Consider the following 24589-nt stretch of genomic DNA (forward strand, 5'->3'; position numbering starts at 1 on the left):
CCGGGCCTTGCATAAATTCACCAAAAGGGCTTTAAAAACAGCTTCGTAATTGGAGAGTCCGTTTGGAAATCCCGCTGTTTATCCTCGCCCTCGTCGCGGCCTTCATCTACACGCTTGTCGCGAGCATCCGCAATTCAAGTCGAATCAAGTCGCTGGAACGGGAAGTTCTCAGTCTCAAGCGGCTGATGGCTGCGGGCGTGACGTCGCCTGTGGCGGCGCAGGCGAAGAGCGCGGAATCCACGGCAAAACCGGATTTCGAGACGGAAGGGGAAAGCAGGACGCCTGCGGAAGACGCAGCCTTCCAGGCTGAATACGCCTCCGAACCCCAGCAAGCCGCCGCCATGGCGCAGGCGGAAGACGCCGTCCGCGAGGAAGCACCTTCCGCTCCTGCGAGCGATACGGCATCCGCACCGGCAACGAAGGAAAGCTTCGAAAGCCTGCTCGGCGCGCGTTGGGCCGTCTGGGCCGGCGGGCTGGCGCTGGCGCTTGGCGGTATTTTCCTCGTCAAATATTCGATCGAATCGGGGCTGCTCAGCCCGGCGGTCAGGCTGTCGCTCGCCGCCATTTTCGGCCTCGTCCTCGGGCTTGCCGGCGAGGCTGTCCGCCGCAAGGCGGTGCCGGGCATCGCCGCCACCTATTCCAACGCCATGATACCGGGCGTGCTGACGGCGGCCGGCGCCTTGACGCTGTTCGGCGTCGTTTACGCCGCCTATGGCATTTATGGCTATATCGGCCCCGGCATGGCTTTTGGCCTGCTTGGGCTGGTCGCCTTCGCCACCATCGGGCTTTCGCTGCTGCACGGGCAGGCGCTGGCCGGTCTAGGCCTTCTCGGTTCGATGCTGACGCCGGCGCTGATTTCCACCGAAACGCCGAATATCTGGGCGCTCTTCGTGTTCCTCACCATCTCCTGGCTGGCAACGGCGGCCGCGGCGCGCAGGCAGGGCTGGACCGTGGTTCCCTCTCTCGCCAATGCCGGCCTCGGCCTCTGGGCGCTCGGCTATATCGGCTTTTCCGAAACGATCCGCGCCGAACCGCCAACGCTTGCCCTGCTCGTCATGCTGGCGGGAACCATATTCCTCTGGCCGGGCAAGACATTCGACACGCCGTCTGCCGAGGCCGGCGAAACCGCCGCTCCCGAGCGGCGCGCCATCCGCGCCATGCGGCTTCTGCTGCGCCCGTCGCTCGCCCTCAATCTCACCGTGTCGATGGCCGTGATCCTGCCGGCCATCGGTTTCCTCTTTGCCGATGGCGGTATCGACACCCATCCGGCGCTCATCGTTTCAGCGCTCGTCGCCGCCCTTGCGGCCCTTGGCGCCGCCCGCCACTATGCGGTCTGGCCCGCCATTATCGCAGCGCTCGGTGCGCAGGCTGCCGTGTCGCTGATGTCGCGGCAGGGCATCGATTTTATCGGCCTCATCAACGATACGTCCGTGTCCCTTCCGCCCGTATCGGTCGGCTACACGGCGGAAATCGCCATGGCGCTCGGCCTCGGAGCCGTCTTCGTGCTCTGCGCCTTCTCCTTCCTGAAACGCAAGGGCGCTGACGATGCGGATTTCGGCCAGCTCTGGGCCGGTATCGCAGCACTTTTCCCCGTCTGGCTCGCCACCGCAAGCTTTGTCGAATACGGCAATCTCGGCCGCGACTGGCTGCACGCCGCCTATGGCCTTGGCCTCGGGCTGGTGTTGCTTGCAGGCGCCGAGTGGCTGCACCGGCAGAACGACGAGGCCTATCGCAAGCCGCTGAACATCCTCGTGCTCGGCTCCTTCGCCGCCTTCGCGCTTTGCCTGCACACGCTGACGGAGGGGCTCGCGACGACCATGCTGCTCTCCGTCATCGGTTTCGTTTACGTGCTCGCGACACGTTACCGCAACTGGGATGTGCTGCCATGGGTGATGGCGGTGGCAAGCGTTGCCGTTCTCGGTCGCATCGCCTGGGAACCCACCATTGTCGGGCCGCAAAATCTTGGGCTCACGCCGGTCTTCAACGCGCTTCTGCCGGGTTACGGCATTCCCGCCCTGCTGGCCGTCGCCTCGGCATGGCTGCTGCGCGACTGGCCGGGGGTCAGGGCGAAGAACTTCCTGCAGGCGATCGCCAGCGTCATGGGCCTTCTCGCCGTCGCCATCCTCATCCGCCACGCGATGAATGGCGGCACGCTGGATGACAGCGTGCCGACGCTTGGCGAACAGTCGATCTACACGCTGCTGACCATCGGCTTCTCGGGCGTCTTGATGACGCTGGACCTGAAGAGCCCCAGCCCTGTCTTCCGTTACGGCTCGATGATTGCCGGCGTGATTGCCGTCATCAACGTGCTGACCATGCATTTCTTCACGCTCAACCCCTATTTCACCGGCGAAAATACCGGCGGCATCCCGTTCCTCAACCTGCTGCTGATCGGCTACCTGTTGCCGGCGCTCGCCTATGGCGGTCTTGCCTATTATGCGCGCGGAAAACGTCCGCCGCCCTATGTCAGCATGCTGGCGGTGGCCGGTGCCGCACTCGGCTTTGCCTGGGCCACGCTTTCGGTGCGCCGCTTCTGGCAGGGCGAGAACATCGCCGACTGGAAGGGCTTCCTGCAGGGAGAGACCTATAGCTATTCGGTGGTCTGGCTGCTGATCGGCGTCTTGCTGCTCGTGCTCGGCTCGCGCTTCAATGCCCGCAGCCTGCGTCTTGCATCGGCCGCCTTCGTGCTGATCTCTGTCGCCAAGGCCTTCCTGATCGACATGAGCAATCTCGAAGGCGTGCTCAGGGCGCTGTCCTTCATCGGTCTCGGCGCGGTGCTGATCGGCATCGGCCTGTTCTACCAGAAAATCCTCACCCGGAAGCCGCAGGCATGATCGCGGCCGAGGCTTTCGCGCCCTTTGCGGCGCTTGCGCAGGATTTGATACCGCACGCCGCCGATACGGGCGACGGCTCGCATGATCTTGCCCATATTCACCGCGTCTTCCGCAATGCCATGCGCATCCATGCGGGCGAAGGCGGCGATGGCACCGTGCTGGCCGCCAGCGTGCTGTTGCATGATTGCGTGGCGGTGGAGAAGAATTCGCCGCTCCGCGCGCAGGCCTCACGGCTTGCGGCGGAAAAAGCCTCGGGCATTCTCGGGTCTCTCGGCTGGCAACGGCAGGATATCGACGCCGCCGCCCATGCCATCACCACCCACAGCTTTTCCGCCAATATCGAGCCGCAGACGCTGGAGGCGAAAATCCTTCAGGATGCCGACCGGCTGGACGCCATCGGCATGGTGGGGGCGGCGCGCTGCTTTTATATTGCCGGACGCATGGGCTCGGCGCTTTACGACCCGGCCGACCCGCTGGCGAAGGAGCGGCCGCTTGACGACCGCGCCTTTGCCATCGACCATTTCGAAACCAAGCTGTTCAAGCTGGCCGACGGCTTTCGCACCGAGACGGGCCGGCAGATGGCCAAGGCCCGCCATGAGCGGCTGAAACAGGTGCTGGACCTGTTTCTCGACGAGATTTGAGGAGACCCGAGATGCGTGTGACCGAACTCAACATCTATCCGCTGAAAAGCGCGCGCGGCATTCCCCTCTCCGAAAGCACTGTTTCGGCCGAAGGCCTGCCGGGCGACCGTCGCGCCATGCTCATCGATCCCACCGGTCATTTCATCACCCAGCGCGAATTGCCGGCCATCGCCACGGTTCTGGCCCGGCATGAGGATGGCGGCATGGTGCTTTCGCGAGAAGCGAATGGCGAGGTTCTCGCAAGACCTTCCGGGGAGCGCATGGATGTGGCGGTGTGGAAATCGATCGTCAGCGCCAATATCGCCGATGACGAGACCAACGATACGCTCTCGGCATGGCTGGGGCGCGAGGTGAAGCTGGTATTCTTCGACGACGCCTCGAAACGCATTGCAAGCCTCGAATGGACCGGCAACGAAACGCCCGTCACCTTTGCGGACGGTTACCAGATCCTCGTCACCACCACCGCTTCGCTTGCCGCGCTGAACGACAATATGCGCGCCAATGGTGAGGACGCGGTCGGCATGGAACGCTTCCGGCCCAATATCGTGCTTGATACGGACGAGCCATGGGCCGAGGACCGCTGGGCGGCCATCGAGATCGGCGGCATTCGTTTCGATCTGGTCAAACCCTGCGCCCGCTGCATCATGACCACGCAGGACCAGACGACCGGCTCCCGCGATGTGCCCTCCCCCATGAAAGCCATGGGCCGTATCCGCATGTCCGGAGACCGGCGCGTGCCCGGCCCGCTGTTCGGCTGGAACGTGACGCCGCGCGGCGAAGGCAGGCTGTCGGTTGGCGATATGGCGAAGGTGATCGAGGAAAGGCCGGAAGGCTGGGCGATCAAGCGGCGTTAGTTGGAGACTGTAGTTTTAAGTTGATTTTCGAATAACAAAAATCAATCATGGGTTTATTTTCAGGAGATGTTCCATGGTCGATTTTTTCAATGTCATTTCAAATAATCATATATCCGTCGTAGCAACGATAGGTATATTGATGTGCGTGTCGGGTTTGCTTCTGTGCTTCTTTTCCGGCGGCAAAACACATGGGCTCCTGCTTGCTCTTGTCGGCGCCGTTTTTACCGCTCTGCCCTTCATCACCAGCATGAAGGTCAATAGGGACGGATTGGAGATTTTGACCAATAGCCAGAAGGCCAATATTGAACTGGCGACGACCGTAGCCAAGCAAACGCAAGCCATCGAGGAAGTGAAACAGGGGCTGGCGGCACTCAACACCGTGGTGCAAACATTTGCCAGCACGCCTGCCGCCGGGTCGGATAATTCCTTTACGCCAAAGATAAATTGGCTTCAAATCCAGAAGAATCTGAGCTCGTCGATAGACAAATCAGACTCGCTCCTGGGCGATATTCAGCAGCGGCAGCAGAGCGTTGAGGATATTCTCGGCAAAAACGAGGCTCTGATAGGCAAGATGCGCTGACAGCGTCTTATCAATCCCATGAATAGTGGCCGTCAAGAAAAGTCGCTAGTGGGACCGGCTGACAAAAGATAATATTCATCCCATCGTAGCGGAATCCGCGGCAAGCCATGCCACTCTTTTTTGGGGGTGAGGCACCGCGATGGGGGAATATTCATGTCGCAAGCCACACGCCAGACCATGCCCTGGCTGATTATCGCCGCCGGGTCGCTGATCGCGGTCATGACCTTCGGCCCCCGGTCGGCCATGGGCTTTTTCCAGCTGCCGATGCTCGCCGATACCGGCTGGGACCGCTCCACTTTCGGCCTCGCCATGGCCCTGCAGAACCTCTTCTGGGGGCTCGGCCAGCCCTTCTTCGGCGCCATCGCCGATAAATACGGCACGGGCCGCGTACTCGTGCTTTCCGGCCTGCTTTATGCCGCCGGCCTCATCTGCATGTCCTTCGGCACCTCACCCTTCTGGCTGCATTTCGGCGGCGGCGTTCTCGTCGGGCTCGGCATTGCCGCCGGCTCCTTCAGCGTCATCCTTTCGGCCTTTGCGCGTCATGTCACGCCGCAGCAGCGTTCGCTCGCCTTCGGCATCGGCACCGCGGCGGGCTCGGCCGGCATGTTCCTGTTCGCGCCGATCAGCCAGGGCCTGATTTCCACCTATGGCTGGTCGGACAGCCTCGTCTGGCTTGCCGTGATGATGATGCTCGTGCCGCTGCTCGCCTTTCCGATGCGCGGCAATTCCTCTTCCGGCAGCCAGTCGCAGGCGCAGTTCCAGCAGACGGCGGGCGAAGCGCTGAAAGAAGCGCTCGGCCATAAAAGCTACCTGCTTTTGACCACGGGCTTTTTCGTCTGCGGTTTTCAGGTGGCCTTCATCACCGCGCATTTCCCGGCCTATCTCGGCGATATCGGCATCGAACCGCGCTACGCCGTCATCGCCATGGCGCTGATCGGCTTCTTCAACATCATCGGGTCGCTTGCCGCCGGCGTCATCGCCCAGCGTTATTCTAAGCCCTATCTGCTGGCCTATATCTATCTCGCCCGTTCGGTTGCAGTCACCGCTTTCCTGCTTCTGCCGCAATCGCCGCTTTCGGTCATCATCTTCGCCGCCGTCATGGGCATCCTCTGGCTTTCCACCGTACCGCCGACCAATGCGCTGGTGGCGATCATGTTCGGCACGCGCCATCTCGGCATGCTCGGCGGCGTCGTGTTCCTGTCGCACCAGATCGGCTCGTTCCTCGGCGTCTGGCTCGGCGGCTTCCTTTACGACAGGCTGGGTTCCTATGATCTCGTCTGGTGGCTGGGCGTCGGCATGGGGATTTTCGCAGCCATCGTGCATTGGCCCATTCAGGAGCGACCGGCTCCGCGGCCTGCAATGGCCTAGTCAGACAGCCTTATCGAGGGTGGGCGGCATCGCCCTGCGCTCAAGCGCCTTCAGCGCCGCCTGCACGAAACCGTCGCGGGCGGCGTTTTCGTTGAGGCCACGCGGATCGTAGACATGCCGGTTGAGGAAATGAGCGGTGAGGCGGAAAGCAGCCGCAAGACTGTCAGGATCGGCGGCCTTCGACTGGCCTTCGCTCAAGAAAGCCGGAAGCGAAAGCATCCGCTCCGCATAGGGCGCACCTGCCGTGCGGCAAACCGCCCTGCCCGTTTTCGGAGATACATAGATGAGGTCGGTGCGCAGCCCCGTCGCCGCGCATGCGGTAAGATCGAGCCCGAAACCGAGTTCGTTCAGCACCGCCAGTTCGAAGCGCACGAATAATTCCCCGGCATCGACGGGGTCATGCAGATTGTCGAGAATGATATCCAGCGCCTGATAGAGATGCGGGTGCGGATCGCGCTCCGGCAGAAGCCTGAGCAGAGCGCCCATGGCCTGCACGCCATAAACGGCGGTCGCCGTTTCCATCAACTGCGCAGCGCGCAATTGCAGCGGCTCGATGCGGAATTCACCCAGATGATCGTGAAGGCGCGCCCGCCAGATGACATCTACCCGGTTGCCCGCCTGTAGCACAGGCTGCATGCTGCGGGAACGGCCAGAACGCACCAGCCCCAGATGGCGGCCACGCGAAGGGGTCATCACCTCGGCGATGACACTCGTCTCGCCATGGCGTTTGACGCCGAGAATGATTGCCTCTTCCTGCCACTGCATGAAACGCGTCCGAATTTCGATTCAGGCCCGATCATACCCGATCTGGCGGCAAAACGTTATTCTTTTACGGCATCGTCGACCGCGCCGACGAGGTTGAGAACGAAATCGATAATTTCGTTTTCCCCGAAGGGTTTGCCGAGCAACGGCGCGTGCATGAGATCTTCCGGAAAACCCGTCGTGTCGCCATAACCGCTGACGAAACCGAAGGGAATGCCCGCATCGCGCAGCCCGCGCGCGAAATCGTAGCTCTTGCCGTCGGTGAGGCTGACATCGAGAAGCACGCAATCGGCGCCATCCTCTTCGACGGCCTGCCTCGCCTGCGCAAGCGTGGTGGCGATGGCGACGGATTCCACCCCCATGGACTGGAGAACCGCTTCGACATCGAGCGCCACCAGATATTCATCCTCAACGATGATAACCCGTTGTGGCACCATATGTTTTCTTCTTCCCAAAAAAAGACGACCGCACGGCTCGAAGCTGCGGTCTCCGACATGATTCTCCCGTGAGATATCACGACAGGAGTCGCAAATTACGGCTCCACCGTCATTTAAAAAAGACATGTCAAAGGAAGATCAGATGAAGGGTCTTTGACGCTTTTCATCGCTTTCCCAGCCCGCCACGTTCGTCAAACCGGCATCGTCCAGCACCAGACAGCCCTTGTCCGTCCAGCGGATGAGACCGCGATCGACGAGCTTTCTCAAGGTCTTGTTGGTGTGAACGATGGACAGGCCAAGCGTATCTGCAACGTGTTGCTGGGTGACCGGGATCGGTGTTTCGCCGGGAATGAGATTGACCGCTTTCGCCTTGCGGTAAAGAAACGCGATCAGATAGGCGGCGCGTTCCAGCGCGGTGCGGCGGCCGATGCTGAGGAGGTGACTGTCGAGCATGCGTTCCTCGCTCGCCGCGATCCAGGTCAGGTCATAGGCAAGCGTCGGATGATCGGTGAAGAGGTTGTTGAGGCGGGACCGCTCGAAGACGCAGAGCGTCACCGGCGACAGCGCTTCCACCGAATGCTGCATTTCCCCCATCACCGTGCCCTGAAGACCGACGAGATCGCCGGGCATGACATAGTTGAGGATTTGCCGCCGGCCGTCCTCCAGCGTCTTGTAACGAAAAGCCCAGCCCTGCAAAACGGTGTAAAGATGGGCGCTGTGCGAGCCTTCCATCAGGATGACGGAGCCGCTTTCCACCGCAAGTTCCCCCGTCTTGAAACGCGAGACGAAATCCAGTTCGGAAGAGGAAAAATCCCGGAAATGCGGCAGGTCGCGCAGGGGACATTGCTGGCACGGGGTGGTGGAAATTCCGTTCGGTTTTTTTGGCGACATGAATATCCGTCATCGAAAAAGGTTGCGCCCAATTGTTTTGGAACAACCCGCCCGAACGTATTCGGTTCCCGATGGTGAGTGAAGATATTCAGTTCGTGCTTTGTGCGTCGCTCCGTTTCCCCCACTCTCCCTCATTCCTGTGCTCATCACAGGAATCCAGCCGACGCGCGTCTGCGCGGCGAGAGAGTCTTTCCAGCCCAAGGACTTGGGTTGGCTGGATCCCTGTGACAGGCACAGGGATGAGGTAGGATGCCTGGTAACTAGCCCCGCGGGAACTCCAGTCCCATTTCACGGAAGCGCTCGGGGTCGTCGCCCCAGTTCTCGCGCACCTTGACGAACAGGAAGAGATGCACCGGCTGCTCGAGGATTTCCGACAGCTCCTTGCGCGAGGCGGTGGAGATGGCCTTGATCGCATCGCCGTTCTTGCCGAGCGCGATCTTCTTCTGGCTGTCGCGCTCGACATAGATCACCTGCTCGATGCGCACGGAGCCGTCCTTGCGTTCTTCCCACTTTTCGGTTTCGACGTGTGAGGCGTAGGGAAGCTCCTGATGCAAGCGCAGGAACAGTTTTTCGCGGGTGATTTCGGCGGCGAGCTGGCGCATCGGCAGATCGGAAATCTGGTCTTCCGGATAATACCACGGGCCTTCCGGCAGCTCGGCAGCCAGATAGTTCATCAGGTCCTCGCAGCCCGAACCGTTGGTCGCCGAGATCATGAAGGTGCGGTCGAAGGCGACCGTCTCATTGGCGGCGGCGGCGAGCTTCAGCAGGTCTTCGCGCTTTACCTGATCGATCTTGTTGAGGCAGAGGATTTTCTTCTGCGGAACATCCTTCAGACCTTCGAGGATGGTTTCCGCATCGCCCTTCAGGCCGCGTTCGCTGTCGATCAGCAGCAGGATGAGGTCTGCGTCCTTCGCGCCGCCCCAGGCGGAGGTGACCATGGCGCGGTCCAGCCGGCGGCGCGGCTTGAAGATGCCGGGCGTGTCCATGAAAACGATCTGGGCATTGTCGTGAATGGCGATGCCGCGCATCACAGCGCGCGTCGTCTGCACCTTGTGGCTGACGATCGAAACCTTGGCGCCCACCAGACGGTTCACCAGCGTCGACTTGCCGGCATTTGTGGGGCCGATGAGGGCGACAAAGCCGGAGCGGGTCGGAAGGGTTGCATCTTCGCCAGTCATGGCGGGGTTTTCGTGATCGGTCATGATATCCATTCAAGGTCAGAGGTATTCAACATGCGGCCAAAGGGTCCGCCATGCGCTCGATGTTCAGCACCCGGTTCGCCGGGCGCTCAGTTCCGGGTGGAGGTCTTCTGCCAGACGCCTTCGCGTTCCAGCAATCTTGTTGCCGCCACCTGCTCGGCCGCGCGCTTGGAGCGCTCGACGCCGGTTTCCGGCTTCACGCCGGGAATTTCGACAGTCACCGTAAAGCGGGGATCGTGATCCGGTCCGGAGCGATCGTCAACCCGGTAAGAGGGCGTGGTCGCAAATCTGGCATGCGCCCATTCCTGCAACTCGGTCTTGGCGTCGCGCCGCCCGGCATCCACGCTGGTGGCGCGGCCCTGCCAGTATTTCAGAATGAATTTGCGCGATGCTTCCAGCCCGCCATCCAGATAGATGGTGGCGATCAGGCTTTCGACCACATCGGCGCGGACGTTCAGCATCGCCTTGCCGGTCAGCTTCTTCACATCCGAGCCGGTGCGGATGAAATTATGCAGGCCCATCTCGTCGCCGATCGCGGCGCAGGATTCGGCGCTGACGAGCTGGTTCAGACGAACCGAAAGCTCGCCTTCGGTGGCGTTGCGGAAGGTGGAGAACAGCAATTCGGCGACGCAGAGACCGAGAACACGGTCGCCAAGAAATTCCAGCCGCTCGTAATTGCCGGCCGCCGCCGAGCGGGCGCTGGCATGGGTCAAGGCCCGGTCGAGCCGGGCCTTTTCCTTGAACTCATATCCGATCAACGCTTCCAGACGGGAAATCTCGTCCGCCGAAAGCGGCTTGGTCTTGCTCATTCCACAACCTTGAAGAGGCGGTCCCAACGCATGTTGGCCGGCCATTCCCAAATGCGGCTGAACGGCGTGTCATTGCCCAGCGAGAAGAAGATAACGCTGGCGCGGCCGATCAGGTTTTCTTCCGGTACGAAACCGACATCGAAACGGCTATCGAGCGAATTGTCGCGATTGTCGCCCATCATGAAATAATGGCCTTCCGGCACCACGAATTCGCGGGTGTTGTCGCCGCGCGAGTCGGGCGATTGATCGAGCGTGTCGTAGGTGACGCCATTATCCAGCGTTTCGCGGAAGACAGGCACGTTAGCGCCCGGATCGGCGCGGTAATCGGAGGTGAAGGTGCCATCGGGCTGCTTCGGCACCGGCTGGCCGTTGATGAACAGCACGCCGTTCGTCACCTGGATACGGTCACCGGGCAAGCCGACGAGACGCTTGATATAATCGACCTCAGGATTGGGCGGCAGGCGGAAGACCACGACATCGCCGCGCTTCGGCTTGCTGAATTCGAGAATGCGGCCCGAAAACAGGTTCGGCGAAAAGGGCAGCGAATATTTCGAATAGCCGTAGGAGAACTTGTTGACGAAAAGATAGTCGCCGACCAGAAGCGTCGGCATCATCGAGCCGGAGGGGATGGTGAAGGGCTGAAACAGCACGGTGCGGATGACCATGGCCAGCAGCAGCGCCTGAATGATGACCTTGACGTTCTCCCAGAGGGCGTTCTGCTTCTTTTCAGCTTTTTCCGACACTTAAAGACCTGCCTGATTGTTTCCCAGCTTCTTCGGCTTCACGAAGGCTTCCGGGCCGTTGTTTGTCGCGCCTGCGGCGGGTGAAGCGGTTTCACGCAGCCGGCAACGCTTTCATATTTCTGCGACTTCTCTAGAACCTTTCCAGCCCGAAGGGAAGCGCTTCTGTGACACGTCCGCAAATAGGACGCCAATGCGGCTTCACCGGGTCTTACCCGTTCACGGGAAGCGCCTCGATAATCACAAATGCCTGAGCGTAAGGAAAATCGTCCGTGATCGTCAGGTGAATATTGGCGCGGTGGCCGGCAGGCAGCAGCGCCGCCAGCCTTTCCCCTGCCCCATTGGTCAACACCATGGTCGGCTTGCCGCCCGGCAGATTGACGACGCCCATATCCTTCCAGAAAACGCCGTTCGCAAGGCCGGTCCCCAGCGCCTTGGAACAGGCTTCCTTGGCGGCGAAACGCTTGGCATAGGAAGCGGCGCGGTTCTTGCGGCCATCGGATTTGGCGCGCTCGATATCGGTGAAACAGCGATGAGTGAAGCGCTCGCCGAAACGTTCGATCGATTTTTCAACGCGGCGGATGTCGATCAGGTCGCTACCCAATCCAATGATCATTTCAACATCTCCAGAGAAGCATTCTTGTTGGCGGCGCGATGCGCGAGATTTTCCATCTTGCGGCGCTGGAAACCGCTGATGAGACCATAGACGGCGATATAGGCGATGACCGCGCTGATAACGGCAGGAAGCAGCGCGCCGATGGTCATGGGCTCCAGCACCGGCGTCCATATCTGCCGGAATTCTAGATGGCTGAACAGCGCCACGAAATCCACATGCGCAGCGCTTTCCGTCTTCTGCCGGCCGAGGATGAAGTGCCCCAGCTCCCAGGTGGATGCCCAGATGAAGGGAAATGTCAGTGGATTGGCAAAGGTGGTGCCGAGCGCCGCCGCCACGAGATTGACGCGCATGAGAAAACCGAGCGCCATGGCGATGATGATATGAACGCCGAGAAACGGCGTCCACGCCACGCCGACACCGAGAGCGACACCGGCGGCAACCGAATGCGGAGAGGCGGAAAGCCGCAGAAGGCGCAGCTTCATATAGCGCAACGAACGGGAAAAACCCGTGCGCGGCCAGAAGAGGTCGCGAATCTTCTCTGAAAAACCAACGGGTTCACGGCGGCGAAACGGCATGGGGGCAGTCTATTTCATCGCCCCGGCCGCGCCAAGAGCATCATAGACGGCACGGAGATCTTTTGCAGGCGTATTTCTTCCGTCATTTCGGCCTTGAGCTGGCGGCAATGCCGCGCGGCTTCACCAGATGAGTACGAACCTTGCCGGACACTCTGACGTCATCCTCGGGCTTGTCCCGAGGATCTGCAACCGATTGATTTAATTCGACGTGATTAGATCCTTGGGACAAGCCCAAGGATGACGTCGGGGAAATACGCACCCTCTCGCCTTCAACTTCGCTTCAAAAGCAAAGTGTCCTGTCATTTAGACCGAGCACCGGTGGACGCCCGCTTGAAGCGCGCATTCACATAGTTTTGCAGGATACAGGGGCGAGCGTGCCAACAACGACCATGCACCCTCCGAGTCTCATACGCATGGCGATGGGCTGCCATGCGCTGAGTGCATTACCGGCGGAACAGGCCGCGGTCGATTTCGCGCTGGCGGAATTCCAGGTCGACATTCGATACCGAGCCGCTGAGATATTCGAATTCGCGTTCCTGGGTGGTCTTGCCACGAACGGCGCGGGCGATCTTGCGAAGCGGAGTAAACATGATTTTCGGTCCTTTCGGTTTGGAACTGGCGTTTCTCATCGGTGTTCATCCACCGGCACGCCGCGTTTCCTTCTCTTCAATTTCTGAGAAGAAAATAGTTGCAAACCGCCTCCACCACCAGAGACAGGAAAAGGCCGCTGCCATGCACAAAACGCATAACAGCGGCCTTTTAGTATTCGCGAAGGATCAAAAATGCCTCAATCGAAGGCACGCGTCACGGTCGAGACGCAATCGAGATCCTTGAGCTGCGACAGAAGCTGGTTCAGCTGCCTGAGATCCCAGACTTCGACATCCAGCGCCAGCTCGGAGAAATCCGTGCCGATGCGGACCATGTTGAGGCCGCGAATATTGACATCCAGCGTGGCGATGGACTGCGCCACGGAGGCGAGCGTGCCCGGCTCGTTCAGCGCATTGATCATCACCCGCGCCATGAAGCGCGACTTGTTCGCCTCATCGAGATCCCAGCGCACATCGATCCACCGCTCCGGTTCATCGTCGAAGCGTTGCAGCGCCGGCGCCTGAATGGGATAGATGGTGATGCCCTTGCCTTTTTCCATGATGCCGACGATGCGGTCACCCGGAACGGCGCCGGCCGCACCGAAATGCACGTCGACATTGCCGGAGAGACCACGGATGGGCAGCGGGTCCGGTCCGTCCAGCATCTCGGCCGCACCGTCGTCCTCGAGAACCGAGCGCGACTTGCCGGGGATCTTGAAGACCATGCCGGAGGCGCTGCGCATGTTGAACCAGCCGTCGTCGCCGGTCATCTTCACCGTGACGCGCTCGTCCTGATAATCCGGATAGACCGCCCGCAGCACATCGAGCGAGGAGACCTCACCGCGACCGACGGCGGCGATGGCGTCTTCGACATCCTTCTGCGCCAGGCGATGCAGCACGGGCTTCAGCGCTTCCCGCGAGAAAGCCTTGCCGGCGCGCTCGAAGGTGCGTTCCAGAATGCGATAACCGAGACCGGAATATTGCTTGCGGATGGCCATGCGGGTGGCGCGGCGGATGGCCGAGCGGGCCTTGCCCGTCACCACCACCTCTTCCCATGCGGCCGGCGGCACCTGCACGCCGGAACGGATAATCTCCACCTCGTCGCCGTTGTTCAGGCGGGTGACGAGCGGCATGATCCGGCCGTTGATCTTCGCGCCGACGGTGGTGTCGCCGATATTGGTGTGCACCGCATAGGCGAAATCGATGGGCGTTGCGCCGCGCGGCAGGGCAATCAGCTTACCCTTCGGCGTGAAGCAGAACACCTGATCCTGGAAGAGTTCGAGCTTGGTGTGCTCGAGGAATTCTTCCGGGCTGTCGCCTTCGGCCAGCGATTCGATGGTGTGGCGCAGCCAGGAATAGGCGTTCGATTCTGGCGAGAGCAGATCGCCCTCCCCGTTTTCGCCATCCTTGTAAAGCGCATGGGCGGCGATGCCGAATTCGGCGATCTCATGCATGCGCTTGGTGCGGATCTGCAGCTCGATACGCTGGCGCGATGGGCCAACGATGGTGGTGTGGATGGAGCGATAGTCGTTCTGCTTCGGCGTGGAGATGTAATCCTTGAAGCGGCCCGGCACCACGCGCCAGCGGGTGTGGACGATGCCCAGCGCCCGGTAGCAGGAGGGAATGTCGTCCACCAGAATGCGGAACCCGTAGACATCGGAAAGCTGCTCGAAGGAGAGCGACTTCGACTGCATCTTGCGGAACACCGAATAGGGCTTCTTCTGACGCCCTTTGACGTTGGCCCCGATCAGACCATTCGCCACCAGAAGCTCGCGCAACTCGTCCTCGATCTTCTTGATCAGTCCTTCATTGCGCGTTTCCAGTTCCTGAAGGCGGTTGGTCACCGTCTCGTAGGCTTCCGGGTTGAGATAACGGAAGGACAGGTCCTCCAGCTCATCTCGCATGTCCTGCATGCCCATGCGGCCGGCGAGCGGCGCATAGATTTCCATGGTTTCTTCGGAAATGCGGCTGCGCTTGTCGGCCGGCATATATTCCATGGTACGCATGTTGTGCAGGCGGTCGGCGAGCTTCACCAGCAGAACGCGCACATCGTCGGAAATGGCAAGCAGCAGCTTGCGCAGGTTTTCGGCCTGCTTGGCCTTGCGGGTAACGAGATCGAGCTTCTTGAGCTTGGTCAGCCCCTCCACCAGCCGGCCGATATCCTCGCCGAACAACTCATCGATTTCGGCGCGGGTGGCGGTGGTGTCCTCGATCGTATCGTGCAGCAACGCCACCGCGATGGTCGATTCGTCGAGATGCATTTCGGTAAGGATCGCGGCAACTTCCAGCGGATGCGAGATATAGGGGTCGCCATTGGCCCGCTTCTGCTGGCCATGTTTCTGCATGGCGTAAACATAGGCCTTGTTCAGCAGGGCCTCATTCGCATCCGGTTTATATTTTTGAACCCGCTCAACGAGTTCGTATTGCCGCATCATGCGATATTCCACAAAAAGAAAGCGCGCCAACCTGAGGGTCGGCGCACAATGCTGCATCAATAAGGATCAGATTATGACGGCAACTATTGACAGACGGTAACCGCCGCCTGCCAAAGGCATCATAAAATCCTATCAATAGTCGTCATTTTTTTCCGGCGGCACAAGGCCTTCGATACCGGCCAGCAGTTCTTCTTCCGACATCTGGTCGAAAGTAACGGTTTCCGGCTGGTCGTCTTCTTCGCCATCGGCAATGGCGGAGGCGGCGAGCGTGACCGGATCGGGCTCGGGCTCGTCCACTTCCACGTGCTTCTGCAGCGAATGGATCAGGTCTTCCTTCAGATCGTCGGGAGACAGCGTCTCGTCGGCGATTTCGCGCAGCGCCACAACCGGGTTCTTGTCGTTGTCGCGGTCAACCGTGATGGAGGACCCTTGAGAAATCTGGCGCGCACGGTGGCTGGCGAGAAGCACCAGCTCGAAACGGTTGTCTACTTTATCAATGCAATCTTCAACTGTGACGCGGGCCATTGCCTGTCCTTTGCGGGTCGTAATGTCGTGGATCAGAGCGCCGTGCGATGTTCGGGGTGCACAAGGGTTGCTCTAACCTATTGAATCTGCGCTTCGTGCCTTGCGAAAAACATTCAAGATTTCTCGCGACGATGCTTTCCAGCTTCCGATACAGCCATTGGCCGCGGAATTCAAGTTTTTCCTGTCTTTGGCGTCTTTTGGCACCTTATTGCCCACCTTTGGCGTCTGATGAACAAAATGTCTAGAAGAATTGTCTTGGAATAAGGGGGAAGGTAGCTTACTTAAAACGCAACGGCGATACGCAAAGCTCGTTGATACGACATGTTTTTTTGCGTTATCGACCGGATATAAAAGCCAGATAATGGCCTTTCCAAAAAAAGGAATGGGATGGAATGTTCGATCCACGGGAGAAAATTGCGCTCTTCATAGACGGAGCCAATCTTTATGCAGCATCGAAAAGCCTGGGATTCGATATCGACTACCGCAAGCTCCTGAAGGCGTTTCAAAAGCGTGGATACCTGCTGCGCGCCTATTATTACACCGCGCTCATCGAGGATCAGGAATATTCCTCGATCCGCCCGCTGATCGACTGGCTGGATTATAACGGCTACAAGGTCGTGACGAAGCCGGCGAAGGAATTCACCGACGCTCTCGGCCGCCGCAAGATCAAGGGCAACATGGATATCGAACTGGCAGTCGATGCCATGGAACAGTCCGAGACGGTGGATCATCTGGTGCTCTTTTCCGGCGACGGCGATTTCACCACGCTGGTGGACGCGCTGCAGCGCAAGGGCCGCAAGGTTTCCGTGGTTTCCACCATGGCCACGCAGCCCGCCATGATCGCCGATGACCTGCGTCGCCAGGCCGATCACTTCATCGATCTGATGACGCTGAAGGCCGAGATCGGGCGCGACCCGAACGAGCGCCCTGCCCGGCACGCCGAAAGCCCGGAAACGATCTGATCCCGGCTTTCGCATCGCTTGATATTTCAGAAACGCGCCCGTCGCAAAGACGGGCGCGTTTTTGTTTGACACCCTGTCGGCAGGGCAAAAATTCCCCCTGGAATTAACAACCGTCAAATCCGGCCAGTCGAAATTATATCTTGGTTAATTTTAGACGTGTCTAAATCACGCAACGGCACCAGCGACGTGATTTGGGTGTCAAAGCAGGATGACTAGACATGCATGGCCAGACAAAAACCGACCGACAGCTCGATGAAAGACTGAATTTTCTGGGGCTCGGCCACGAGCAGCGGCAAAATCTTTCAGACATGAAGGGCGTCATCACCGGCTCTCTCGATGCGTCTCTGGATCGTTTTTACGCGAAGGTTCGCTCAGTGCCGGAGACGGCGAAATTCTTCGCCAACGACGCGCATGTGCAGCACGCCAAGGGCATGCAGCTCAAACACTGGGCAAGGATAGCCTCCGGCACATTCAATGCGGATTATACCGATGCCGTAACCGCCATCGGCCGCACCCATGCGAGGCTGGGGCTGGAGCCGAGATGGTACATCGGCGGTTATGCCCTGATGCTCGACGGCATCGTCAAGGCCCTGATCGAGTCCGAGTTGAAGGGCTTTTTCATGGAAAAGAAGGCCAAGAAGGTGAAGGACGCTTTGTCGGCCACCATCAAGGCCGCCCTTCTCGACATGGATTATTCGATCTCCGTCTATCTCGACGTGCTGGCCGCCGAGCGGCAGAAGGTGGAAGCCGAACAGGCGCAGATGAAGAAGGAACAGGAGCACGTTCTCGCACTGCTCAACAGCGCCCTCGACAGGCTGGCGAATGGCGACCTCACCTCCAGCATCGGCGAAAAGACCGCACCGCAATTCGAAGGGCTGGTCGCCAATTTCAACGCGGCGATCGGCAATCTCTCCGGCGCATTTGCGCAGATCGTCGAAGAGGCGAACAAGATTTCCGGCAATACGCGCGAACTGACTTCCGCGACCGACGACATGGCCCGCCGCACGGAGCAGCAGGCCGCCGCCCTTGAGGAAACCGCCGCCGCCGTCGAGGAAATCACCACCATTTCCAAATTGTCGGCGCAGCGTTCCGAAGAGGCGAAGGCCATTGTCGAAAGCTCGGCCGTTGAAGCCGCGCGCTCGCGCGATGTGGTAACGGAAGCGGTGAAGGCGATGGGGGCCATCGAGGGCTCATCGCAGAAGATCACCCAGATCATCTCCGTCATCGACGAGATTTCGTTCCAGACCAACCTTCTGGCGCTGAATGCAGGCGTCGAGGCCGCGCGCGCCGGCGAAGCCGGCAAGGGTTTCGCCGTCGTCGCCCAGGAAGTGCGTGAACTCGCACAGCGCTCCGCCACCGCCGCGAAAGAAATCAAGACGCTGATCGCCAAGTCTTCCGAAGACGTGATGCAGGGTGTTTCGCTGGTCAACAAGACGGGCGAATCCTTGAATACGATCGGCAACAAGGTGGATCACATCCAGGAACATATCGCCTCGCTGACCAAGGCGGCGCAGGAACAGTCCGTCGGCATTCAGGAAATCAATGCCGCCATCAACAGCATGGACAACCTGACCCAGAAGAATGCGGCCATGGTGGAAGAGACGAATGCGGCGACGCATAATCTGAGCGATGTCAGCGCCAATCTGGCGGCGCTTGTCAGCCGGTTCAGCGTTTCGACGACGAAGGCGCATGTGGAGCGGACGTACCGGGCCGCTTGAGGGGCATCAGGCACCTCCCTCTCCTCATTCCTGTGCTTGTCACAGGAATCCAGCCGACACGCGTCTGCGTGGCGAAAAGAGTCCTTTCAGCCCAAGGACTTGGGCTGACTGGATTCCTGTGACAAGCACAGGAATGAGGGAGGAGGCTTTACGCGTTGCCACCCTTCAGCAACCGCGATTTCTGCCGGTTCCAGTCGCGTTCCTTCTCCGTCTCGCGCTTGTCGTGCAACTTCTTGCCCTTGGCGAGCGCCAGCTCCAGCTTCGCGCGGCCCCTGTCGTTGAAATAGATCTTCAAGGGTACCAGCGTCATGCCTTCACGGTTGATGCCGGCGCGCAGACGGTTGATCTCGCGCTTGCTCAAAAGCAGCTTGCGGCGGCGACGCGGCTCGTGGTTGAAGCGGTTGGCCTGCAGATATTCCGGCAGGTGGGAATTGATGAGCCAGATTTCATCGCCCTCGTCCGAGGCGTAAGATTCGGCGATATTCGCCTTGCCTTCGCGTAGCGACTTGACCTCGGTGCCGGTCAGCACGAGCCCTGCCTCATAGGTGTCGATGATTTCGTAGTTGAAACGAGCCTTGCGGTTTTCCGCAACGATCTTGTTCACCACGCGCTGGCTGCCTTTGGGGGCCATGATATTTCAATTCCTTGTTTTTCTTATTGCGCCTTCGGCTTACCGCCGAGAGCGGTTTTCGAACCCCTATTTAATGTTGTCGCCGCGAAAAGAAAAGGCGCGCCGAACGGCTTCTGTTGCGAAGCGGTTCATGGCGCGCCTTAAACGCTTTCAGGCCTGTCTCAGTTCATCAGGCCGGCGTGCTTCAGCGCCGCATCGATGGCCGCTTCCGTCGCCGGTTCCAGCGTGCTCATCAAGGGCGAGCGGACCCGGCGGTTGCCACCGCGCGTCTTCGACAACGCATATTTGGTGCCGCAGACGCCGGGCTCCATGAAGATCGCCTTGTGCAGCGGCATCAGGCGATCCTGATAATCCAGCGCCTTGGCATAATCGCCGGCGAGCATCGCCGCCTGGAACTCCGAACAGAGGCGCGGCGCGACATTGGCGGTGACGGAAATGCAGCCGACACCGCCATGGGCGTTGAAACCGAGCGCCGTGCCATCCTCGCCCGAAAGCTGGATGAAGTCCTTGCCGCAGGAAATGCGCTGTTCGGAAACGCGGTCGATCTTGCCCGTCGCATCCTTCACACCGACGATGTTCCTGTGTGCCTTGACCAGCGCACCCATGGTTTCCGGCGACATATCCACCACCGAGCGCGGCGGGATATTGTAGATGACGATAGGCAGCTTCACCGCTTCGGCGACAGCGGAGAAATGGGCAAACAGGCCCTTCTGGGTCGGCTTGTTGTAATAGGGGGTGACCACCAGCAGCGCATCCGCGCCGGCTTCCTGCGCGTGCAGCGCAAGCTCGATCGCCTCATCGGTATTGTTGGAGCCAGCGCCCGCAATGACCGGAACCCGTTTCGCCGCTACCTCGATGCACAGCTCGACGACACGTTTGTGCTCGTCGTGGGACAGGGTTGGAGATTCCCCCGTCGTGCCCACGGGCACAAGTCCGTTGCTGCCTTCGGCGATCTGCCATTCCACATGGGCGGCAAATGCCTGTTCGTCCACGGCGCCATTGTCCGTGAACGGGGTAATGAGGGCGGGAATTGATCCCTTGAACATGCAAAGCTCCTGGCGCCGAGCCGGTTCATGCTTCGGCCGCATTCGATGGTTAAAACCGGCACACATTAGTGCCAGCCCTTGGCGCCGACAAGCGCAAAGGCAGGGTATTTTGTCCGAAATTGTCGGAAGTGTGACAGTCTCCGGGCTGCAATCGGCAAGCATAAAAAGCAGGCGTCGAAATGAGACGCCGCTCGCAGGGCGGTGAATAAAAGTTGATTGAATTGCAGGGCGGCGATTAACATTTCATTAAGCCTGAAATCCCAAGATTTCCAGGTGGGACATCAGACCGTTTTCGGCAATCCCGCTGCAATGAAATGATATTACAAGAAAGTCGGCAACTCCGTTACACGATGAAGAACGGCATGAAAAAGACAGTCTGGGGATTGATGGCGGCGGGCCTTGCCGCAACCGTTTGGAACGCATTGGCCGGGCCGCTGCCGGAAGGTGCGGCGCCGCTTCCCTATGACAAGCCGAATGCGCCGACCGTTCCGGCCTTCATGCCGGCCTCGCCCGAGATCACCGGCGCCATACCGCGACTCGACCGCCCCGACGATACAAGCCAGTTGAAGGCCGGCCTCGACGCGCTCTCCAGCCGCGATGCGGCCCGGGCGATTGCGTTGCGCAACACCATGCCGACCGGCAGTCTCGACCGCCATATCCTCACCTGGGCAATCGCCGTTTCCGGCCAGAAGGACGTGGCTTCGGCCGAAATCGCCGCCGCCCAGCGCGAGCTCTCCGGCTGGCCGGGTGCCGCTACCCTGCGCGCCAATTCCGAAAAAGCGCTTTACCGCGAAGATCCGCCGGCGTCGCAGGTGCTTGCCGCCTTCGGCAATAGCCGGCCGGAAACCGCAGAAGGCAGCGTCGTGCTCGCCAAGGCGCTCGCTTCCTCCGGTAAGGGTGCGGAATCGCAGCGTCTAATTCGCCAGCTCTGGGTGAGCGAAGGCATGGACAAGGACATGGAAGACCGTGTTCTTGCCGAGTTTCCCACCTATCTGACGCCCGCCGATCACAAGGCGCGCATGGATTATCTGATGTATCGCAGCCGCATCGGCCAGGCGAAGCGTTTCGGCGATCTCGGCAAGGCGCAATCGCTTTACAATGCCTGGGCGGCCGTACTGCAGCGATCCACTACTGCGACTGCGCTGCTCGGCAAGGTCGACGCCTCCTGGCGCAGCGACCCCGCCTATCTTTTCGCGCGGGTGGAAAACCTGCGCAACCAGCAGAAATATTCCGAAGCCGCCGTGCTTTTGCGGCAGGCGCCGAAGGAAACGGCCAAGCTCGTCAATCCGGGAGAATGGTGGAACGAGCGGCGCATCATTGCGCGCGGCGTCGCCGATCTCGGCGATTTCGCCGAGGCCTATCGCATCGTCGCCAATCATTCGGCCACCTCCGCCGTCGATACCGCCGATGCGGAATTCCATGCCGGCTGGTATGCGCTAAGAGCGCTGCGCGATCCGGCCACGGCTTCGCGCCACTTCAACACGCTGCTGCAGACTTCGAACCGGCCCCTTTCGGCGTCGCGCGCCTATTATTGGCTCGGGCGGGCGGCGGAAGCGGGCGGACCGGGGGATGCCCGTGATTTCTTCACCAAAGCCGCCGCTCATCCCGGCACGTTTTACGGTCAGCTCGCCGCCGCGCGAATCGGCGCCAAGACACTGAATGTCACCTATCCTAGCCCCAGCAGCGGCGACCGCGAACGTTTCGCCGGCCGCGAAGCCGTGCGCGCCATCGACCGGCTGGAGGCCGCCGGTTACGGCTGGCGGGCCGACAGCCTTTACCGGTCGCTGGCCGAACAACTCGACAGTCCCGGCGAGCTTGCCATTCTGGCGGCAAGGGCGGAGGGCAACGGCAATCATCAGGTCTCGCTGCAAATCGGCAAGACGGCTTTCAGCCGCGGCATCGATGCGGCCGCACTCGCCTATCCGCTCGGCGTCATTCCCGCCAGCGCCAATATTGCCGGCTCCGGCAAGGCGCTTGCTTACGCGATTGCGCGGCAGGAAAGCGCCTTCAACCCGGCCGCGGTCTCCGCCGCCAATGCGCGCGGCCTGCTGCAACTGCTGCCCGGAACCGCCAAGGGCGTAGCCGGACGCCATGGCCTGCCCTACACCCAGGCACGGCTGACCACCGATGCCGGCTATAACGCCACGCTCGGCGCGCATTATCTCGGTGAGCAGATCGACAGTTTCGGCGGCTCCTACATCCTCACCTTCATCGCCTATAATGCCGGGCCAAAGCGCGTGCCGGAATGGATCGCCCGCTATGGCGACCCGCGCGGCAAGCCGATCGACGAGGTGGTCGACTGGATCGAGCGCATCCCCTTCCCCGAAACCCGCAATTACGTGCAGCGGGTGATGGAGAATTATCAGGTCTACAAAACGAGGCTCGGGCAACAGGCCGATATCGTTGACGACCTGCGCCATGGGCGTGCGGGGTAAAGCCGGATTCCCCGGCTGACGAGCGGAGCATTCAAGCACTGGCCGGCGAGCGCTCCAGACCGTTGCGAAGCCTAAAGTTCCCTTGCATCATGCTCGAGCCTGTCCCGAGCAGCTGCATTAGATTTCATGCGACGTGATTGGATCACTGGGACAAGCCCAGGAATGACACCGACGGCTTGGGAAGATTTGCCGATAAGCAAGAGGCCGGCTGGTCTATGCTTCAAAGCCGACGCGGTGTCCGACGACCTATAGTCCCAGCTAGTCTTCCAAAAGAAAAACCCCGGCATTTCTGCCGGGGTTTCCATCACTGACAATGTCAGATCAGATTAGAACGTGCGCTGAAGGCGAACGAAACCGGTCCAGCTGTCGCCAGCGCCGTTAACACCATCGGTGCCGTCGACGTCCTGGTAGTTAACAGCAACCTTGGCATCCAGACCCTGGGTGATCTTGTAGTCAACCGTTACACCAGCGCGCCATGCATCGCGGTCGCCAGTGAAGTCGTTGTCAGGAGCGATGTCGATCGTGCCGAGGTACTGAGCAGCAGGGGTGATGGTCAGCTTGTCAGTTGCCTTGATTGCGTATTCAGCAGCAACTGCCCATTCGGATTCTTCGTAGTAGTAGTTTGCGCCAGAAGCCCAAACGCCGGAGAGGCCGAAGGTGCCGGGACCGATGTCAGCATACACGATAGCGCGGATTGCGCCGTTTTCCTGGTCGGTGTCGTAAGAGCCGAGCAGGTTAGCAGTGACTGCACCGAACTTGGCGCCGATGATACCGCTTACGCCAACGTTGTTCGGGCCTTCGAACGAACCGCCCTTTGTGATTTCAGCGGAGATGTTGGAAACATCACGGCCGGCATCCAGTTCTTCAACGCTGATACCTGCGTAGAACGAACCGCGTCGTAGGTGTAACGCAGAGCGTTGCCACGGGTGGTGTTCGAAGACAGGATATCGGTTTCGCCGGAGAGATCGTCATCCCACCAGGTGTACATGTAACCGACCTTCAGGCCGCCGAGTTCGATGAACGCCTGGTCGACGTTGACGCCACGGCTGGAGTCGTTGTTAGCCTGACCACGCAGACCAATGTAGCCGCGCAGAGCGCCGAGCTCGGTGTCGGTGCGGGTGTCGATGTTGAACTGGGCGCGCGTGAACGAGTTCCAGTCAGACGTGCCGGACTGGTCGCGGCCGAAGTCGGTCTGGAAACGGATGTAACCGTCGAACTTCAGGCAGGTCTCGGTGCCGGGGATGTAGAAGAAGCCGGTGCCGAAAGCGTCGCAGACGCGAACATATTCCAGGGGCTCGGGCTCGGCAGCGACGATAGCGTCAGCGGCCTGTGCGCCGGATACTGCTGCGAGAGCTGCAGCGGAGCCGATGAGAAGGCTCTTGATGTTCATGGTTGACCTCCAGTCAAACGCTTAATCTTCTAAGCAGCGGGTGGGAAAGCACTTCAGAAATGCGTGCCGCTTATGGAGATGATTAGAGCTAAAACCGGTCGCTCAGGCAATCGCAATCGTGACAGAAGCAAGACAGTAAGGTGTCCTTAGTTTTTCATTGTTGCGAAATAGCTACAATTCTAACCGACGGGACCCCATTCGTTAAAAAATCATTAATAACTTATGCTTTTCAGTCACTTAACAAGAGGCTCGAAAAATCCGCCGTGAGAAAACCCACGAGATCACCTGAATCTGGACACGATCAGGCCACCGGAAATTGTTCAAAAGACGATTGCAATGTGCAGATGGCCCTACTTCTGCAAGAAAAAAACTGACCGAAAAGCAAAAGCCTACAGCTTCGGATTACTTAAACGACTCAAGGCTCCCGATACCGAGCGAATCGATGGGCATGTGTAGCGCTCTGTTCCGAGGATAAAGCTGCAGAAATCGGAACGCCGCCACGATCTCGCCACCCGCCGCGATGTCCGTGACCTGCCACTGAGAATTTCCTCCAG

At 60.0% G+C, this 24589-nt stretch carries 21 protein-coding genes and 1 pseudogene; 8 read left to right on the plus strand and 14 right to left on the minus strand.

The genetic code is table 11. The annotated features are described in order from the left end of the window. Window positions 1–62 precede the first annotated feature (62 nt). The 5 genes from L904_RS13565 to L904_RS13585 all read left to right on the plus strand — a co-directional run bounded on the left by L904_RS13565 (window position 63) and on the right by L904_RS13585 (window position 6277). Window positions 63–2834 carry a DUF2339 domain-containing protein gene (locus L904_RS13565; RefSeq protein ID WP_035260331.1) on the plus strand — a complete coding sequence of 924 codons (2772 nt, stop codon included), beginning with the start codon at window positions 63–65 and terminating at the stop codon, window positions 2832–2834. After that, window positions 2831–3475 (plus strand): HD domain-containing protein, encoded by a 645-nt coding sequence (locus L904_RS13570; protein WP_035260329.1) that lies wholly within the window; start codon window positions 2831–2833, stop codon window positions 3473–3475. The genes L904_RS13565 and L904_RS13570 overlap by 4 nt, the downstream gene beginning before the upstream one ends. Before the next feature lie 11 nt (window positions 3476–3486). Continuing rightward, window positions 3487–4329: an MOSC domain-containing protein gene (locus L904_RS13575; RefSeq protein WP_035260326.1), complete on the plus strand. Its 843-nt coding sequence runs from the start codon at window positions 3487–3489 to the stop codon at window positions 4327–4329. 73 nt (window positions 4330–4402) lie between these two features. After that, complete coding sequence (locus L904_RS13580; protein WP_035260323.1) at window positions 4403–4909, plus strand: hypothetical protein; 507 nt, start codon at window positions 4403–4405, stop codon at window positions 4907–4909. A 153-nt stretch (window positions 4910–5062) separates the two neighbouring features. Then, the gene (locus L904_RS13585) at window positions 5063–6277 is read left to right on the plus strand and encodes an MFS transporter (RefSeq protein WP_003521135.1); all 1215 of its coding nucleotides are present in this window, start codon (window positions 5063–5065) and stop codon (window positions 6275–6277) included. On the opposite strand, the gene recO is transcribed toward L904_RS13585, so the two are convergent. From recO to rpoZ, 11 genes are all read right to left on the minus strand, one after another. Continuing rightward, window positions 6278–7042 carry a DNA repair protein RecO gene (recO, locus tag L904_RS13590; RefSeq protein WP_035262666.1) on the minus strand — a complete coding sequence of 255 codons (765 nt, stop codon included), beginning with the start codon at window positions 7040–7042 and terminating at the stop codon, window positions 6278–6280. 56 nt (window positions 7043–7098) lie between these two features. Continuing rightward, on the minus strand, window positions 7099–7476 hold the full coding sequence (locus tag L904_RS13595; protein ID WP_035262668.1) for a response regulator: 378 nt from the start codon (window positions 7474–7476) through the stop codon (window positions 7099–7101). A 138-nt stretch (window positions 7477–7614) separates the two neighbouring features. Next, window positions 7615–8367: a Crp/Fnr family transcriptional regulator gene (locus tag L904_RS13600; protein WP_035262671.1), complete on the minus strand. Its 753-nt coding sequence runs from the start codon at window positions 8365–8367 to the stop codon at window positions 7615–7617. Between the two features lie 260 nt (window positions 8368–8627). Continuing rightward, on the minus strand, window positions 8628–9578 hold the full coding sequence (era, locus tag L904_RS13605) for a GTPase Era (protein WP_035262674.1): 951 nt from the start codon (window positions 9576–9578) through the stop codon (window positions 8628–8630). Between the two features lie 77 nt (window positions 9579–9655). After that, the gene (rnc, locus tag L904_RS13610) at window positions 9656–10375 is read right to left on the minus strand and encodes a ribonuclease III (RefSeq protein WP_035218055.1); all 720 of its coding nucleotides are present in this window, start codon (window positions 10373–10375) and stop codon (window positions 9656–9658) included. Continuing rightward, complete coding sequence (gene lepB / locus L904_RS13615; protein WP_003496938.1) at window positions 10372–11118, minus strand: signal peptidase I; 747 nt, start codon at window positions 11116–11118, stop codon at window positions 10372–10374. Before lepB ends, rnc begins: the two co-directional genes overlap by 4 nt. Before the next feature lie 208 nt (window positions 11119–11326). Beyond that, a complete protein-coding gene (acpS, locus tag L904_RS13620) occupies window positions 11327–11731 on the minus strand; it encodes a holo-ACP synthase (RefSeq protein ID WP_003521129.1) in 405 nt (134 codons plus the stop codon). Next, entirely contained in the window at window positions 11728–12306 is a 579-nt protein-coding gene (locus L904_RS13625) for a DUF2062 domain-containing protein (protein ID WP_035262677.1), read from the minus strand. The genes acpS and L904_RS13625 overlap by 4 nt, the downstream gene beginning before the upstream one ends. Window positions 12307–12749: 443 nt before the next feature. Next, complete coding sequence (locus tag L904_RS13630; RefSeq protein ID WP_003496944.1) at window positions 12750–12896, minus strand: hypothetical protein; 147 nt, start codon at window positions 12894–12896, stop codon at window positions 12750–12752. A gap of 197 nt (window positions 12897–13093) precedes the next feature. Further along, on the minus strand, window positions 13094–15328 hold the full coding sequence (locus tag L904_RS13635; RefSeq protein ID WP_003521127.1) for a bifunctional (p)ppGpp synthetase/guanosine-3',5'-bis(diphosphate) 3'-pyrophosphohydrolase: 2235 nt from the start codon (window positions 15326–15328) through the stop codon (window positions 13094–13096). A 132-nt stretch (window positions 15329–15460) separates the two neighbouring features. Beyond that, window positions 15461–15853, minus strand: coding sequence for a DNA-directed RNA polymerase subunit omega (rpoZ, locus tag L904_RS13640; protein WP_035262680.1), 393 nt, complete (start codon window positions 15851–15853; stop codon window positions 15461–15463). A 392-nt stretch (window positions 15854–16245) separates the two neighbouring features. Here rpoZ and L904_RS13645 point away from each other — a divergent pair, with 392 nt between their 5' ends. Further along, window positions 16246–16815, plus strand: coding sequence for an NYN domain-containing protein (locus L904_RS13645; protein WP_003521125.1), 570 nt, complete (start codon window positions 16246–16248; stop codon window positions 16813–16815). A 218-nt stretch (window positions 16816–17033) separates the two neighbouring features. Then, complete coding sequence (locus L904_RS13650) at window positions 17034–18533, plus strand: methyl-accepting chemotaxis protein (RefSeq protein ID WP_035262683.1); 1500 nt, start codon at window positions 17034–17036, stop codon at window positions 18531–18533. Window positions 18534–18681: 148 nt separating this feature from the next. Here L904_RS13650 and smpB read toward each other — a convergent pair whose 3' ends face one another. Both smpB and dapA read right to left on the minus strand, forming a co-directional pair. Continuing rightward, window positions 18682–19164, minus strand: coding sequence for an SsrA-binding protein SmpB (smpB, locus tag L904_RS13655; protein ID WP_003524122.1), 483 nt, complete (start codon window positions 19162–19164; stop codon window positions 18682–18684). A gap of 161 nt (window positions 19165–19325) precedes the next feature. After that, window positions 19326–20210 carry a 4-hydroxy-tetrahydrodipicolinate synthase gene (dapA, locus tag L904_RS13660; RefSeq protein ID WP_003524121.1) on the minus strand — a complete coding sequence of 295 codons (885 nt, stop codon included), beginning with the start codon at window positions 20208–20210 and terminating at the stop codon, window positions 19326–19328. Between the two features lie 362 nt (window positions 20211–20572). On the opposite strand from dapA, the gene L904_RS13665 reads away from it, so the two are divergent. Then, window positions 20573–22645 (plus strand): lytic transglycosylase domain-containing protein, encoded by a 2073-nt coding sequence (locus L904_RS13665; RefSeq protein ID WP_035262688.1) that lies wholly within the window; start codon window positions 20573–20575, stop codon window positions 22643–22645. A gap of 326 nt (window positions 22646–22971) precedes the next feature. Here the strand turns inward: L904_RS13665 and L904_RS13670 are convergent. Further along, window positions 22972–24035: pseudogene (locus L904_RS13670) on the minus strand (porin). Window positions 24036–24589: the final 554 nt, after the last annotated feature.

The organism is Agrobacterium sp. LY4 (assembly GCF_001526585.1).
GTDB classification, from domain to species: Bacteria; Pseudomonadota; Alphaproteobacteria; order Rhizobiales; family Rhizobiaceae; genus Agrobacterium; species Agrobacterium leguminum.